16 protein-coding genes are annotated in these 15313 nt (G+C 64.9%); 4 read left to right on the top strand and 12 right to left on the bottom strand.

Annotated elements, in window-relative coordinates; all coding sequences use genetic code 11:
* Positions 1 to 412: 412 nt before the first annotated feature.
* The gene (locus tag D7X96_RS36070) at positions 413 to 1438 is read left to right on the top strand and encodes a lipase family protein (RefSeq protein ID WP_158626673.1); all 1026 of its coding nucleotides are present in this window, start codon (positions 413 to 415) and stop codon (positions 1436 to 1438) included.
* A gap of 75 nt (positions 1439 to 1513) precedes the next feature.
* Here D7X96_RS36070 and D7X96_RS36065 read toward each other — a convergent pair whose 3' ends face one another.
* The 7 genes from D7X96_RS36065 to D7X96_RS36040 all read right to left on the bottom strand — a co-directional run bounded on the left by D7X96_RS36065 (position 1514) and on the right by D7X96_RS36040 (position 7906).
* Positions 1514 to 2002 (bottom strand): hypothetical protein, encoded by a 489-nt coding sequence (locus D7X96_RS36065; RefSeq protein ID WP_120551633.1) that lies wholly within the window; start codon positions 2000 to 2002, stop codon positions 1514 to 1516.
* A gap of 520 nt (positions 2003 to 2522) precedes the next feature.
* Positions 2523 to 3680, bottom strand: a complete 1158-nt coding sequence (locus D7X96_RS36060; protein WP_121771778.1) for a serine/threonine protein kinase — start codon at positions 3678 to 3680, stop codon at positions 2523 to 2525.
* Positions 3681 to 3844: 164 nt separating this feature from the next.
* A complete protein-coding gene (locus D7X96_RS36055; protein WP_121771777.1) occupies positions 3845 to 5656 on the bottom strand; it encodes a serine/threonine protein kinase in 1812 nt (603 codons plus the stop codon).
* A complete protein-coding gene (locus D7X96_RS36050; protein WP_121771776.1) occupies positions 5653 to 6522 on the bottom strand; it encodes a DUF2381 family protein in 870 nt (289 codons plus the stop codon). The genes D7X96_RS36055 and D7X96_RS36050 overlap by 4 nt, the downstream gene beginning before the upstream one ends.
* Before the next feature lie 89 nt (positions 6523 to 6611).
* A complete protein-coding gene (locus D7X96_RS41620; RefSeq protein WP_279637420.1) occupies positions 6612 to 6743 on the bottom strand; it encodes a hypothetical protein in 132 nt (43 codons plus the stop codon).
* A gap of 54 nt (positions 6744 to 6797) precedes the next feature.
* On the bottom strand, positions 6798 to 6962 hold the full coding sequence (locus D7X96_RS40360; protein WP_167510918.1) for a hypothetical protein: 165 nt from the start codon (positions 6960 to 6962) through the stop codon (positions 6798 to 6800).
* A 323-nt stretch (positions 6963 to 7285) separates the two neighbouring features.
* A complete protein-coding gene (locus D7X96_RS36040; RefSeq protein WP_244219840.1) occupies positions 7286 to 7906 on the bottom strand; it encodes a hypothetical protein in 621 nt (206 codons plus the stop codon).
* Positions 7907 to 8106: 200 nt separating this feature from the next.
* Between D7X96_RS36040 and D7X96_RS39760 the strand changes: the two genes are divergently transcribed.
* Positions 8107 to 8427: a hypothetical protein gene (locus D7X96_RS39760; RefSeq protein WP_147468487.1), complete on the top strand. Its 321-nt coding sequence runs from the start codon at positions 8107 to 8109 to the stop codon at positions 8425 to 8427.
* 49 nt (positions 8428 to 8476) lie between these two features.
* Here D7X96_RS39760 and D7X96_RS36035 read toward each other — a convergent pair whose 3' ends face one another.
* The 4 genes from D7X96_RS36035 to D7X96_RS36020 form a co-directional block, all read right to left on the bottom strand.
* On the bottom strand, positions 8477 to 8890 hold the full coding sequence (locus D7X96_RS36035) for a hypothetical protein (protein WP_121771775.1): 414 nt from the start codon (positions 8888 to 8890) through the stop codon (positions 8477 to 8479).
* A gap of 72 nt (positions 8891 to 8962) precedes the next feature.
* Positions 8963 to 10048 (bottom strand): phage major capsid protein, encoded by a 1086-nt coding sequence (locus D7X96_RS36030; protein ID WP_121771774.1) that lies wholly within the window; start codon positions 10046 to 10048, stop codon positions 8963 to 8965.
* Complete coding sequence (locus D7X96_RS36025) at positions 10045 to 10863, bottom strand: HK97 family phage prohead protease (RefSeq protein ID WP_121771773.1); 819 nt, start codon at positions 10861 to 10863, stop codon at positions 10045 to 10047. The genes D7X96_RS36030 and D7X96_RS36025 overlap by 4 nt, the downstream gene beginning before the upstream one ends.
* Positions 10864 to 10899: 36 nt before the next feature.
* Entirely contained in the window at positions 10900 to 12243 is a 1344-nt protein-coding gene (locus D7X96_RS36020; protein WP_208647433.1) for a phage portal protein, read from the bottom strand.
* A 473-nt stretch (positions 12244 to 12716) separates the two neighbouring features.
* Between D7X96_RS36020 and D7X96_RS41840 the strand changes: the two genes are divergently transcribed.
* Both D7X96_RS41840 and D7X96_RS39755 read left to right on the top strand, forming a co-directional pair.
* Positions 12717 to 12908 carry an MJ0042-type zinc finger domain-containing protein gene (locus tag D7X96_RS41840; protein ID WP_121771772.1) on the top strand — a complete coding sequence of 64 codons (192 nt, stop codon included), beginning with the start codon at positions 12717 to 12719 and terminating at the stop codon, positions 12906 to 12908.
* 9 nt (positions 12909 to 12917) lie between these two features.
* On the top strand, positions 12918 to 13406 hold the full coding sequence (locus D7X96_RS39755) for a hypothetical protein (protein WP_147468486.1): 489 nt from the start codon (positions 12918 to 12920) through the stop codon (positions 13404 to 13406).
* A gap of 1229 nt (positions 13407 to 14635) precedes the next feature.
* Here D7X96_RS39755 and D7X96_RS36010 read toward each other — a convergent pair.
* The gene (locus D7X96_RS36010; RefSeq protein WP_121771771.1) at positions 14636 to 14887 is read right to left on the bottom strand and encodes a hypothetical protein; all 252 of its coding nucleotides are present in this window, start codon (positions 14885 to 14887) and stop codon (positions 14636 to 14638) included.
* Positions 14888 to 15313: the final 426 nt, after the last annotated feature.

Below are 15313 nucleotides of genomic sequence, written 5' to 3'. Positions count from 1 at the left end.
GTCGTGGGCCTGGCGGAGGGGGCGGAGACAGAGGGGCTGCGGACGGAGCGGATGGCCATGACGTGTCTCTTTTCTGGAAGGGGAGGGAGTGTTGCTCTCAGCGACGAGGACACCCATAGCAGCGGGCATGCCAGCGCCCGGGCATGCGTAAAGCGTTGATCTTGCTGGGAGCATGAGCGGCCTTGCCCGGGCCCGGAGGCTTGCGCCTGGTGACTGCCGTCAGGGGTTGGTGTTCGCAGTCACCAGGGGTGGGCTTGCGTCGGGCGCCGCGTCGGCCGACGCGTCGAAGCGCCCTCGCCGCGAGGGCCTCCGAGGGGCGCCGCGTGCGGCATGGGCGCTGCAGTCGGTGCCTGGCAACGGATTGCGGCAAGCGCCGCCCCGTTCCACCCGCCACACCTTCCTGGAGCCGAACATGACGACCTCGACCGTTGCCGCCGCCCGTCCGCAGCCGGGCCTTCACGCCACGCCGCCCGAGCCCGTGCTGAACGCGACCCAGGTGCTGGGCATGGGGCAGGGCGTGGTCGCGGCCTACTCCGCCTTCAATGGAAAGGAATACTCCGCGCCCTCGGGCTGGACGCAGGCGGGCAGCCTCACCGCGTGGGTGCCGCGGAAGGGCGGCGTCGCGGAGGCGTTCGGCCTGTGGTTCACCTCCAACGCGGACCCGGCCACGGCGATGCTGGCGCTGCGCGGGACGGTGACGGCGGCGGACACGAGCGCGGACGAGCAATACCGCACCACGTCCTTCACGCCGTACTCCGGGACGTCCCTGTCGCCGGTGCCGCAGGTGCACAGCGGGTTCTGGGGCATCTACACGGGCACCAGCTCCTCCGTACCCCAGTCGATGCAGGCGCAGGTGTTCGCGTGGCTGAAGGCGAACGGCATCCAGACGCTCTTCGTGACGGGCCACAGCCTGGGCGGAGGGCTGGCGGAGTTCCTGGCGCTGGACCTGGCGGTGAGCCAGCCGTCGCTGAGCGTGACGACGGTCACGTTCGCGGCGCCGAAGGCCGGGCTCGCGGACTCGTGGGGGGCGGCCTACGCGCGGTACGTCACGAACCCGGCGACGGTGCGCGTGGTCAACCAGTACGACGTGGTGCCCACGCTGCCGCCGTCATGGCTGGCCCCCAACTACACGCAGGTCGGCGTGGAGTTCTCCGTGCTCTTCTACAACGCTCCCCACGACACCAGCACGCAGGAGGCGACCCTCCGGCATGAGATGGACAACCACCTCACCGTGCTCACCCACGCGCTGCCCGCCACGCCCCAGCTCTACGTGGGCTCCTTCCCGGATGGCGTCTACACGAACAGCCAGGGCGCCCCGCTCCAGGACACGAGCGTGGAGCCCACCGCGGACGCCGTGGCGGCTGCCCAGGCGTCCGCGAAGGCCCTGCCCCAGCGCCCGGTGGCCCGGCCGCCGGACCGCCAAGTGGCGGCGAAGTAGGGCACCCGGAGCCGTTGCTCGCGTGCCGCTGGAACGGGAGCCGGAGCCGTTCGTCTGGCTCCGGCTTCCGCGGCTTCAGGGAACGTAGACGTACATGTTCTGCAGGATGGAGTTGACCCCCAGGAAGTTGACGTGGTTGTCACCGATGCACACGTGGACGTCGTCGTCCGTGGCGACTGGCGAGCGGGAGTTCAGGTCGCCCAGCAGCGTCGTCGCCCAGCCATCGGAGCTGTACCACTTGAGGCTGTCCGGGTTGCAGCTGTAGTTCAGACGGAAAACGAAGACGTAGTCCGTGTCCGGGTCGTTGTCGCAGAAGGTTGTCGTGGTGTAGTAGTAGGACGCGTGGGCGACAGCCTTGACCGTCGCCGGCGGGTACACCTTCTCCACGAACTGCTGCCAGATGTCCGCCGGAGGGCCGCAGACCGCCTGCTCGGCCGTGGCGAGACTGTCATTGGCCCCGGCCCCCGTCAGGTCCTCCTGGCCTGCTTCGCCGCCACAGCCCGCGAACAGCGCCACGAGTGAACCCGCCGCCAACGTCCGGATGGCTCCCTTGAATCCGTCCATGGATTGCTCCCTGTCGATTTGGGTTTCATGGAATGGCAATTTTCTTCCCGGTAAAGCCGCCATCCACGCAATAGATGTAAATCATGGAAAGCTGTTTGTCCATGGGGTGCCGCGTCGGGCGGGGAGTAGGATGGAGCCTCACCCATCTAGAAAAGACGGGTCATGATCGTGTCGCGTGAGCCCGCCGGTCGTCGGGAGCGCCATGGACGCGCTCCGGTCCAGGAGCAGACGCAGCATGAATTTGTATGCCATCAGGAAATGATGGCGTAGCCGCGCCAGAGTCGAAATGGCGGGAAGTTCATGGATGTGCCGAAGGCGGGATTCGAACCCGCGCCGGGCGGTGCGAAACTCCCAACAGAATCGCGCCCCTACCTCGTAACCGCCCGGAACGACTTAGGTTCGATATCCCGCCGCGTACCCTGGTGTCCCGCCCCGTTCCAGACCGTTCCGCAGGCTCATGCGACATACGTGCAACATGGCGCCAACCCCAGGGCCGTGAGGGATGGCACCTGGGGCCGTCCTAGTTCGTGCTGATTTCGTCCTGGGATGCCTCAAAGCCTTGGGGACGCCGAATGCCCAGCTCGGTCAGCGCCTCGCCGGCCAGCCTCATGAGATTGAGCAACTCGGCTTCCGCGTCCTCCTGCCCGAAGACCTCACCGTCCCCCAGCCAGTGGCGCAGGTCCGCCGCCAACTCGCGCGCCGACTGGTAGCGGTCGGCAGGCTTCGGTTGAAGAAGCCGGCCCAACGTCACCCGCAACCCCTGCGGGAGGTTCTCTGTCAACGCGTCCAGGTCCGCCTGCGAGTAGGTCGCCGCGCGCCAGATCACGTCTTCAACCATGGGGTGACTGTTCGCGAGGCGGGCCCGTCGGATGGCACGCCGGACTCGCACGCGCTGCCTGACCGACAGCGAGCCCTTTACCTCTTCGGTCAGGTCGTCCGGAGCGTCGAGAAGGTTCCTCCCCGTCGCGATTTCGAGCATGACGACGCCGAGCGCGAAGAGGTCCGAACGTGCATCAACACGCCCGGTCAGAAGCATTTCGGGGGAAGAGTAGAACGCATCCCCCAGCGGACGGCGCACCGTGGATGAAACGCGCCCAGGCAAGTCCGACAGAGCGAGTCCGAAGTCGGCAACCTGCACGCCGCCCTTCCAGTCAACGAAGATGGTTCCCACGTCGACGGCCCGGTGAACGATGTTGAGGGGCTTCCCCTCGCCGTCCGTGGCCTCGTGGGCGTGCTCAAGGGCCGCAGCCACCTTCGCACCCACGTACAGCGCGAACAGGGGCGAGAACCGGCGCCCGCACTCCGCAGCGAGCGTCAGCATGTCGCTCACGCTGTGCCCTGACGGATGATCGGTGATGACGTACCAGCACCCTTCCGACTTGTGCATCCCATGGACGCGAAGGATCCCCGGATGGTTGAGGAAGGTCGCAAGACGCACCTGCTCTTCGAGCCTTACCCTTGCCCGCTTGACGCGCGCCCCCTCCTGGCCCGTCTGGGGGCCAACCGCCTTGAGCAGCACCTTCCCTCGGGGGTGGTTCCCCTCCAGCGTCCGGCGGCGCGCGACGAAGAGGCTCAGCCCGTGGTGCGCTTCGCCCAGGTCTTCGCGGAACTCGTACCGAAAGCCGCCTGTCGTGAAGAGAATCGCCCCTCGGGGAACCTTGAACTCGATTGCCGGCATGCTCGTGCCTCCAGTTGCTCGCGCGGGCACCGAAGCCAACGCGTTGCAGGGAGCATATTACCCGTGGGATGGGCTCCAGGGAAACTACCCTGGTAGGTCCTATGGCATCCTGCGAGAGGGCGGCCGAAATCGAGCACCTACCCGCTACGTCACCCGCGAGGCGCTCAGGGCCAGCGGTCCACGACGCTTCCGCTGGTCCCGTTGAACGACTTCACCCTGCCGTCCTTGAACGCCTTGGCCGTCGCCTCAACCACGAAGCAAATGGGTTGCTCGTCCTGCCCCGGGAGCTTCACGCGGTCGTACCGGATAACGAGTGCCGGCCCATCCGCACGCCCCATCTTGTCGGAGAGGTAGTAAGCCCTCCCGTAGAAGCGTGTTCCGACAGGGGCGACCTCCAACTGCCGCTCACGGCCAATGCCCTTCGGGACGATCCCCACTACCTCCGCGCCAGCGGTGAACCAGACGTCTTCTCGCCCATAGCGGTCGTCGAGCAAGAGTGTGAAATTGTCGCCGTCCGTCCAGTGGAGATTCTCCCGCATGGCCTGTTCCGCTCCAGCCGGGCAGGTGAACGACTCGGGCCGAATCTGGGCGCCCGGACAACCCGCCGCCAGCGCCGCGATGAGCGATAGCGACGCGCACTCAGCGGCAGCAACAGACTTCTTCGGCATGCGGGATGTGCGTTCTTGGGTCAGGACTTCGGGGGCGGGGTTCTTCAAAGCGGATCCTTCCTTCGGAACAGCGGCGATTGCCGGCCCGGGGGCTGGCACGGGCGACGGACCAGGTGGTGACATAACAGGAGGGGCTGCTATGGGCGGTGGTGAATGGGGTGCGCTGGGAGGGCGCGGGTTCGGAGCGACGCGCGGTTCGGGAGGTGGGGCGGGACTCTCGGCTGATGGGCCCCAGAAGGCCGCAGCCACGACGAGCGCGACGACACCCGCAACGCCCGCGAGCCACCTTGCCGGCCGGTGCGGGCGCTTCATTAGGGCGACGTGCAACTTGAGGGGGGCGGGGCCGATAGGGAGCGGCGCTCCGAGTGCTCCCTGTGCGTCGGGCTCGGACGGATGCTGTTCCGATGGCGGATGCGCCGGCACGTCGTAGTCGACGATAGGGTCGGCCCGGAGGTCTGCGAACTCGCGACGAAGTGCTTCCGTGTCGACCGGGCGCCGTGAGGGGTCCCGATCCAGGAGGCTTTCGACGAGATCGCTCAGTACCTCGGGGACACGAGCGTTCGCGAGCCGGGGCGGCGGCGGCTCGAATTGTTGGCTGTTCAGGGCGAAGCGCGGGCGGAACTCTGTCGGTCGCGAATCGGTCAGCAACTCATGCAGCATGACGCCAACGGCGAAAATCTCGTCGGCGACCTGAAAGGCATAGCGGGCCCGGTGCTCGTCCTTATGCTCGCGCAAGAATTGGAACTGTTCTGGCGCGCGGTAGCGTTCGGTTCCTGGAGGCAAACCGCCCTCCGTCAGGTCTTCGGCGAGCGAGTAGGTCGCGCAGCTAAAATCGATAATGACAGGCTCGCCGTCACTCTTGCGGATCAGGACATTGAGCAGCTTCAAATCCCGATGCAGCACGCCCCGACTGTGCATGTAAGACAGCGCACCGGCAATCTTTTCAAAGACGCTCAGGAACTCACGAATCGTGGGGTGCTTGCGCTCTGACCACTCCGCGAGCGTCCAGCCATCCACGTAGTCAAGCGCAAGATAGACGTTGCCGGTCGCCGTGTAGCCATGCCCCTGCGGGCGGACGATGTTCGGGTGATCCAGCATGAGAAGTGCCGTCAGCTCGCGCAAGGTCCGGGCGTGAGTCTGCTTGAAGTCGCCGCTCACTTCCCGGTGACGCGCCACCTTGATCGCACCGCGATTGCCGTTCTTCTCTCCGAGGAAGACGCGGGCAAAGCCACCGTTGCCGATTTCCTTGGAAACCTGCCATCCGTCAATGAGCGTGCTTGGTGGCGTCTCAATTGGCGTGGCCGTCATGGGGTGCCCCCCGCCCCGGGCTTCGGAAAGCGCACGTCGGGAATCGTCAAGTTGCGGCCCCCGTCCCCTCGCAACTCCAGAGTGAAAACAAGGCTCGCGTCTGACTCTTGAATTTCAGCGACCGCGAGCACGCGCCTTTCCTCCCCCGGAGGGATCGGGCCCTTTTTCTTTGTCACGATCCGCGCTCGCAATGGCATGCCGACACGCCCCGTAAACGTCGCCTCTCGTGGTGTCCAGGCTGGCCGATCGGATTCGTTCCAGATCGCCACGTCCACCAGAATCCAGCCCTTGCCCCGATAGGAGAACGATTCGGATGACGCGAGGCCCTGCGCGGGAACATCACGGCCTTTGAGGGTAGATGTTGTGACGCCCTTCCCGTCCACGAAGCCAAGCAACACGAAATCTTCGGGCTTCGGCGCCGGAGCGTGAGCGTCCGTCGGACAGGTCTCGTTCGGCGGCGTGGGACGCAGCACGTCGATCCGCGAGTCCACTTCTGCCGGGTCGGTCACGAGGACGAAGGCGGCCCGCGCTGGCGCTCGGCCGTCGGCGAAGAAGACCCCGATCTCCTGACGCTCGCCGTCGCCGAGATTGGCCACGGGCTGAACGATGATCGACCGCTCGCCGGCATCCAGGATGCGAATCCGGGACTCGTCGAAGGTGAGGGTCTTCCGCTGGATCGGCGAGGAGAACAGGAACAACGTCGGCGAGTCCGCCGAGACATGGACAACGGGCAGCGGATCGGTGGGGGCGTTGGCGACGGTCACGGGGCGCTTACGGTCAACGCGCGCCCCCGGTGCCGGCTCAGCCCCCGCAGCAGCTCCCGAGACGAGCGCAAGCGCTAGGGCCAATCTGAACGGTTGGAGCAAGGGTGCATGACCTCCCAAGGGGGAAGGCTAGCATCGCGGGTCGGCGCGCAGTGGGTCTCTTTCCTACAGGCGAACCCGTCCTATGTGGGTCAGCGGTGCAACTTGCCGCCCCACAGAAACGCTCCGTCGACGAGCGACACGGAGTAGGCGGCAACGCCCCAGGTGGGCCGCAGGTACGCGACGAGCAGCTCGTTTTCCCAGCCGCCCGGCTTCCCCTTCATCCAGTCAGGGTCGAGCGTGCGGCCTGCACCGACCGCGAATGCTCGACACGTAGCTCATCGGGGGGCGCAGCCCGTTTGCAGGACGAAGCACGACACGTCCGGGACGGTGGCGTCGTCATCCTCAAGCGCGGGCCCGAGAAACAGGTTTGTCCCGGCGCTCAGCTCAAGCCCCGAAGAGGCGAGGATGGCCGCGAGGTCGGCTGCGGTGTCGCGTGCCATCAGAAGAAGACCTTTCGGAAGCGCACAACCCCGGTCCCGTCCGCGTGCTCGTCGACGGCAGCGGGGCGGCGGGCGCGGTTGAAATCGCTTGGGTCATCGCCCGGGAACCACACTCGGTGACGCAGGGTGATTGGGGCGGCGGTGTAGACGATGAACGAGGCGACGAACTCGGCCCCCTGTCGCGTCACGAATCAGCTTTCGGCCCGGCTGGACGCGAGCAGCGGCGACCGTCACCGGCCCGAGCGTCGGCTTCCCGTAGAAGTCGCGCCCGGTGACTTCGGCGAAGCTCACGAGCTGTCGGAAGAGCGCGGCGGGTCCACCCATCAGCTCACCCGCCGAAGCACGTAGGGCGCGAGCAACAGCTCAGCGCGGGCGCTCGCGAGGCGCTGACCTTCCGCCCGCTCGCGATAGCTCACGGACCAATCCCCGAGGCTCTCGGCGGACACTTCGGCGTCACGCCCCCGGCCACGGAAGAGCGCGCACGCTTCCAGGATCGCAGCCTCTTCGATGTCAGCCGGCAGCGTGACCGGGCCCGATGAAGGGTCGACCGCCACCTGCCCGGGAGTCACGAAGCCGCCCGTGTACGTGACAGCGAGCGCGGAGGGGCTGCCCTGCCGCAGATCGACCGTCAGCGTCACGAGCCCACCGACGCGGGCCGTGTCCGGCCATGAATCCTCGAGCCTGTAGACGAGACCGCCGTCAGCCAGGTCCCCGGCAATCGTGTAGCGGGCCGGGTCGAGCAGCTCGCCGCGCTCGACGACGCTGACGATCGCGACGAGCGGCGGGCGCTCAAGCAACAGGAAGGGGCGCCCGTAGCTCGCGGGATACTCCGTGACGGTCGCGCGCCCGAAATGCCGGCCGCACAGTCGAGCGATTTCCCGACTAGCCGCGCTGACGCAACGCTCAACACTCGGGTCGACGGGCACGCCCAGGTCGGCCGCCACGGTAGCGGCAAGGCACAAGTCGGTCGGAAGGGGCACAGGAAGGCTCAGGAGCTGCGCGGCGCGGCTACACAGGGACAAAGGAGGCCCATCACGCGCAACGAGTAGGAACATCCGCGAAGGCTCGGATTGAGCGGGATCCAGGCCGCTGATATGTCCAGCTTCACGATTGCGGCCGAAATCGTCGGCCAAAGGAGGCTGCCATGGGACCTGCGGGGAAAACGCTGACTGCACTTCACACACTGTTGAAAGAGGAGAAGTTTGAAGACGCGATCAAACTCTGCGCAAAAGCGTTCGGCTCAACTGAGGCGCAAGTGCTTGAACTTGCCAAACTGACAACCGTCGATGGTCTTTTCGAGATAGCGCGCATCATCGCTATGGTTCTTGATTCTGACGATGATGCACGCCCTATGAACGCACTTGGGCTTGCGCTGATTTGCGAGACCCCAGCTGCATTGGCTCCCGGCGCCACTGGACCTAGAGTTCTCAAACTAGCCAAGCAACTCGCTAGACTGCCATCGTGAGGACTGCTGCCCATTAGCCCCCAGCCGCAAGGGACGGCAGCCGGGGCGCTCAGACGGCCGGGATCTCGTCCGGGCCGCACAGAACGATCGTGCTGCTCGCGCCGATCGTCGGGGAGCTGCCGCCCGTGAAGCTCACCGTCTCGGCGACGCGCAGGTAGCGCTTCGCGGTGGGCAACCGCACGTTGATGCGGGCAATCCCGTTCGCGGCGGTCAGCGGGTCGATCGCGGCGTCGGCGACGTCGGCCCAGCCGGTCGCACCGTCGGCGCTTTCCTGGAGCTTCGCGGCGAGCGTCAGGGTCGTCGGAGCACCGGAAGCCGCGCCGGTCTGAGCCGCGAGCACGCACGAGTCGAAGCCGAGCCGGTCGACGGCGGCACTGTTGCGGGTGCCAGCGGCGACCGCGGCGGGCACGTTGCCCGAGCGGGGAGCGATGAGCACACCCGCGTCGGTGGAATTGGCGTTCACTTGGGGAGTCCTTTCGGTTGGGGGAGCGGAGCCGGGGCACTGTGCGAGCTGCCCCGGCGTCACGCGGTCGGGTTAGTAGGTGATCGAGCTGAACGCCTTCGGCTGGCGCAGCTTGAAGTCGCCCTTCACGATCGCGCGGATGGTCGTCTCGTCGTGCTCGGCGCGGGTGTCGTGCTCGGAGAGGATCAGATTCTCGTCGATCCCGTAGATGAATTGGCGCCAGTCGGCACAGAACGTGATTCGCGTCGTCGGGACGCGCGTCGTCATCACGAACGGGAAGCCCCGGATCGTCCCCTTGTCGAGCATCTCCCCACGGAAGAGGAAGAGGCCGGACTCCTGGAGCTGCATCAGCGCGGTTGCTCGCGTCGGGTGGATGACCCAGGCCGCCGTGCCCATGCGAACATGCGCCGTCAGCGGCAGCTCTACCGCCTTGTCTATGTCCGCAAGGTAAGCCGACGGGGTCGTGCCCGTCGAAGCGAACGAGTGCGCGGGGTCGAACTGAACAAAGAGCCCCTTCGGCGCGGCGCCCGTGCCGTCACCATTGAACCCGGCGTCGTCGAGGCCATCGGCCACGGTGGCGCGGATGTCCTCTCCGACGCCTGCGTCGCCGACCCCCGGCGTGCGCAGCAGGTCGTTGCTGATGTCCGTCAGCACCATGCCCTTGTGCGCCTTGAGCACGATCTTCCCGTACTTCGGCGCGCTCCTCGGGACGGTCTCCCCCTCGCCAACCCACTTGAAGACAGAAGTCCCCGTTTGCGTGCCCATGTGCAGCTCGCCGCGAAACGCCTGGGTTCGCACGCCGAGCTTGAGCAGGGCCGCGTCGGGCCGCAGGAACTCGATCACTTCGCCGCTCTGCTGGATGGGCACGAGCACGCCCGCCGAGTCGAACTTGCTGAGCTGAACCGCCTTCTGCACGGCGGCATTGCCGAAGCGCTTCGCGGCGTCGATCAGCTCGGTCGCACTCGTGCGGCGACCCAAGGCGATGACGCTCTTCGTGAATGCGCCGAAGTTTGCGACGCTCGCGTAGACGCTGCTCTCGCGCGTCGCCCTGTCTGTACCCACGCGGCCGGGGGCGCTTCGGGCCGCCGCGTCGATCAGTTCACGCGCAACCTCGGGGCCGAGCGCCTTCACCATCTCCGCGATCTGCTTGCGAGTCATTTCTTGTCACTCCCTCGGATGTAGCCCTTGAACGCCTCGACGAAGACCTTCGCGGCTTGGGCGGCGTCGAGACCCTTCGCCTTGTCGTCCTCATCGTCTGCCTTTGGCGCATCGGCAGACGGTGGCTCGCCCGTATCGGGCTTGCTCTCGTTCGGGGCGGCTGGCTCATCGCCAGTGTTTGGCTTTTCGCCCTGCTCGTCGCTTGCGTCAGCCTTGTCGTTCTCTTTGCTCTCTCGCTCTTCGAGCAGCTCGACGACACGCTTCGCGATACGCTCGACGAGGTCTTCACCTTCACCGTCGAGCGACTTTGCGCGCAAAGCGCGAGCGTTCCCCGGGATCGTCACGATCGAAACTTCGAGCAGCTCTTGAGCGTCGCAATCGAAGCCGCCGCGATCGTTCGCGCGGTACTGGCCCGGAAGCATCAGGTAACGGACTGAGACAGCGTTGAGGATGCCCTTCGCGACCTTGCGCTCGACCTTGCGTGCGAAGTCGTCTTCGTCGTCGAACTCGACGTCGATCATCAGCGCGTCGTTCTCGACGTAGACGCGCCCCTTGCCGATGGGAAGCGGCGGCTCAGCTCCCGTGAGTGCCGCCTGAGCGCCGTCGTCGTGATTGAAGAGAACGACGCCGTTCGCGTTGTACCCGTCGATCCTCCAACCCTTGACGTTCAGCCGGTCGGAGTAGCGATCGAAGTCGCCGTCGCTCGCCCTGAACGTGTAGACACGCCGACCGCTGCCAGCCTCGACGGCGGTCAGCGCATCCGCATCCTTCCGAACGGCGGCGAGCTGAAGAGAGCGTGTGATCGGGTTCGGCATCGCACCCGGTAAATGGGTGCGGATTTCGCGCGTGGCTCAGTCGCCGCTGATGGCTTCGGCGTTCGCTTCAGCCGAGCTGCCCGCGGCTGGCGTCGGTGTCGCCTGCGGCTCGTTTGGTTTCTGGCCGGGCAACAGCTCGGCGAAGCCCGTCCGCTCGGGGTGCGGCCTGAACCCGGCTTCGGTGCGCCACTCGTCGAAGGTGAACGCGCTCGGAAGCATGCCCATCACTCGCAGCCGGTGCTCGCGGTCGGCCGGCACGGGTGAGTCGTAGGAAAGGATCACTTCGTCGTCGAAGCGGGGTGCAAGGTGCTTCTGGATCGCGGCGAGAAACACCTCGGCGCGCGGCTTCGTCGCCTGCTCTGCCAGGTGCTCGCGTGCAGCGAAGCTCGTCGCCTTGTTACTGCTCGTCACGTCGCCGACGATCTCGGGTGGCACGCGGTAGACCATCCGGACGAAGTCCATCAGGAACCGCCGCAAGTCGACGAGCTGCATGTCGCGAAAGGGCGTGTCGAGCCGGGCAAACGTCGTCTTGCCGCTCGTGATCATCACCCGGCCCGCGTTCGCTGGCCCGCCATACTCCCGAGCCAGCGATTCCTTGAACGCCTTCGCGGGACCTGCCTGGGATTCGTTGAAGCCCTCGATCGCGATGACCGCGCCCGGCAGCATGTTGTTATAAAAGGCGTTCTTCGTGTAGCGCGCGGCGTGCTCGTCGGTGTCGACCTCGTCGCCGAGCGCATAGGCGATCCCGATGCCACGCCCGAGCGGGTCAGCCGGGTTCAGGCGCTTCACGTAGACGACGCTCGCGGTCGGAAGCGTGAACATGCGACCGCCAGCCGTGACCGTGTATGTGCGCTCACCCTTCGGCTTGCTCAGGTCAGGCAGCGCGAGCACGCAATCGGGCGGCACCGGCCATAGGCCGACCGGCACGCCCGCGAGTTCCTCGACGACCGCGAAGAACTCGCCCGTCAGGTCGTAGTGCGTACAGAACAGCTTCGCGAAGTCGCGACCCGTCATGTAGTCGTTTGGGTCCGCGAGCAGCCGCAGCAGTGGATGGTCGGGCAGCTCGACCGCGCCCGCCACGTGGACGAGCGCCTTCAACCGCCCGCGACGCTCGTCACCGCAGGCCCGGCGAAGTGACACGTCGACGAGCGCGTTCCGAGTGGTGGGGTCTCGCCGCTGGAAGGCACGCCACGTCACGCCAGCGAAGGCGTCTCCGACCGTGTCAACGATCGTCCCGAGCCACGGCATTTCGGCATACGCCGCGAGCAGCGCGGGCACCTCGCGACGTGGCGGGGCCGAAGTCCATCGGCTCAGCCCCAAGCCGGTCCCCTTGCGCTTGCTGCCGCTCAGCGCGGCGCGCACCCTGTCGAGCAATCCCATTGCGTGACCTCAGACGGCGAAGCACTGCTCAGCGCGTTTGGTTGGCCGCGCCACCCAAGCTAAATGGGTGCGGTTTCGCGAAGTTTTCTGTCGGCTGCTGGGGGAGCAAGCTCGGCGGGGTGGAGGTTTCCCCTAAAATTATCGCCTTGGGAGCCTCAAAACTCGATGGGCGCACGCGGGTGTAGCCGCAGCGGGCGCTGCGTTCAGGATCACGCCTCTGCCATGAGCAGATCGCCACAGGGCCGCGCACTTTTTCTCAAAATTTTTTGAGCGTGTGCGCGCTCCGAGCAAGCCTGAATTCCGCCAGTGAACGGAAATCCACGCCGGGGGGAGCGTCCGAGGAAATTTCACCCATAGCGGAATGCGTAGCCCACGAAGCCCCAACGGGGCATCCACTTCTGAGTCCTGCCTCATGGCGAGCGCGAATAGGCAGAGCCTAGTATGCTGCGCCTTCACACCCGGAGAAGCTACCAATGCCCTCTGAAATTGAAGTCCCCTGCAAACACTGCGGCGCCGTTTTTCGCGTGCGGAAATTCAAATCGATTGCCCGTGACAAGGATTCACTCTCATGTACTGAGTGTGGGAACGAACTGATGTCCTGGAATGGGGGAGTAATGTACCTAGAGCCCAAACTCATCAGCGGAGCGACGAAGAAGCCTCAATAGTTTTTGATCTTGTCCAAGCACAACCAAGCACACGCCTTGGAATCTCCACTAACAATACCCAGCGGCAATGAACGCTTGATTGCAGCGCTCTGCGAACATTCGGTTCGATTCCTCATCATTGGCGGGATTGCGGTGCGTCACTATGCGGCAAGCCGCGTCGCTCGCGATCTAGATCTTCTGATTGAGCCTGAGCCAAGCAACGCCAAGAAGACACTTCAGGCACTAGCTCGCCTCTCGCTTTTCCTCACAGCAACACCAGACCGGCTCACGCTTTCGGCTCAACAGAGTCACATCTACACCGCCGAATTCTGCGCGGACATCGTTACCCCAAGGCCGGAGGTTGACTTTGAGAAGGAATGGCAGGCCGCCAGTCTTGCAAGAATTAGACATCATCGAGTTCGAGTTATCTCAAGAGCCGGCCTCATACGCATGAAAACAGCTACAGGTCGTTCAAAGGACGAAGCAGACATTGAGCTACTGATATCGCAAGAGCCCTGACCTGCCCTTTGCCACAAAGCGAGAATAGGAATGCCCGCGCCAACCATAAAGGAAGTCCTTGAGCACCATTTCGAGATCATGGGGAAGACAGAGTACAAGGGGCACCAGTATCTACTCGTTAGCTACAACGGAAGTACCCCTCATCGTCTCCTCAGCATCCACACTGAGCGCGACCTTGATGCGCAGCTTGGCGCCAGACCGGGGAGCCTAAAAATTCTCCTGCAACAAGCCGACAATCCCCCCTCTTACGAACTCTTCAGAACTCTACAAGACCTCCACAGGAAGGCACCGCGCGTCGATCCGACTGAAAAAGCGATTGAGGCACACAGAATTCTAAGCCGCCTGCACGACTTGCAAGCAGAGAAGATGGGGGCGTCATCGCGACGCCGAACAGAGATCGAGCACGACTACAATCGCCTATCCAGTAGCCTTCATTTTGTGGACGCAAAGTCAGATTGATTCGCTCGGCCCTTGAGGAATCGAATGCTATCGAGAGCAGAGATAAGACTATTCATTGAAGCTCAGTTGTGCCCTCGCATTATCTGCGCTCGGTTTGTTCGAAGAGGGGCAGACAATAATTACAGTGCACTTAATCTGTATAGGGACGCAAAAGGCGTCTATCTGTTCTTCGGACCGGACCACGAGGCTCTGTACATCGGGTCATCAGGACACGGCGCGAAGCAGAGACTCAAGAAGCGAGTCACCCAGCATCTCACAGCTAAAGACGAAGGCGGAACCTTCAGGAAAAATCTCGCCCATGATCGCGGGCTCAACGCAGCGGATGCGGCAGAGTGGATTCTGAAATACACCTACGTGCGGCTAGCAATAACACCAGCGAAGGATATTGGACTCGTTGAACGCCTCGCGATCGATGTCTTCCACCCGAAATACTGCTTACAACTATTCAGCAGCTAGGGACTCTGTTTCTCCGTCTGCCATCCGCGAGGGCACTTCTCAAGATCGGCGCATGTAGCCTGCCAGCTACGACGTCACTTCCCGTCAGGGGCCGCTTGCTCGACGACGGTCAGATTCCCTTCGCCACGTCGAAGCCGCACGCCGCATAGCTCGCACGGCATCGGGTACAGGTTGCGGCGTCGACCTGCCTCGTGTTCCGAGCAGGCCAGATGCCGCGCCCCGACAATGTGCTCGTATGTGATGACTTCGCCCAGCTCAATAGGCAGCGAGCACACGGCACGCGGGCGCGCCTCTTGGCGGTGATGGTTGGCAGCTCAGCGCCTCCGCTCGACGAGCATCAGGCGCAGGTCGGCCAGCGCACGCACGAGCATCCGGTCGACGTGGCTCTTCGGCGCTTCCCAGGATTCGGCTACGGAGCGCACGGACTGAGCCAGCCAGTTGATACCGAACACGCGGGACACCAGCTCACGCCGGTTGGGCGCAAGGTGGCGTACGGCATCGAAGACCCGGGCCCGGCGTTCGGCGGCGAGTAGCAACCCGCTCTGGGCTCTCGTCGTCGGCATCATTGCTGGCGAACACCCGAAGAGCGCCTTCGACCTCCCGCCACAGCTGCGTCGCACTATGCGCGGGATCGAGTTCAGGAGGCACGGCCCCGGTACTCTCGACGCGGATCGCGGGTCGCTCGCCCTCCTCCCCCTTCGCCGTGCGCCCCTTGTGCGCTCCGTCGCGCAGGTGAACGTCGCTCGCATGCATCCGGCGAACTGCTCGCAGCAGGCAATCCGGACGCGGAAGTAAGCTACTTCGCCGAACGACTGTCCGCCCCTCGTGGGGCCGTACTTCTCGATCGTGCGAAGAACCGCGATCACCCCCTGTGTCAGGGAAGTTGTCGCCTCGGCTGAGTGGCCGGGATGACCACGCCTGGGGGCGAGAGCAGGCAGGACGCAGTGGCGTACACGGATGCATTCAAGTCGCAGATGGTGAAGCGGATGGTG

This window comes from Corallococcus interemptor (genome assembly GCF_003668875.1).
GTDB classification, from domain to species: Bacteria; Myxococcota; Myxococcia; order Myxococcales; family Myxococcaceae; genus Corallococcus; species Corallococcus interemptor.
This window is presented reverse-complemented; position numbering and strand designations above follow the sequence as displayed.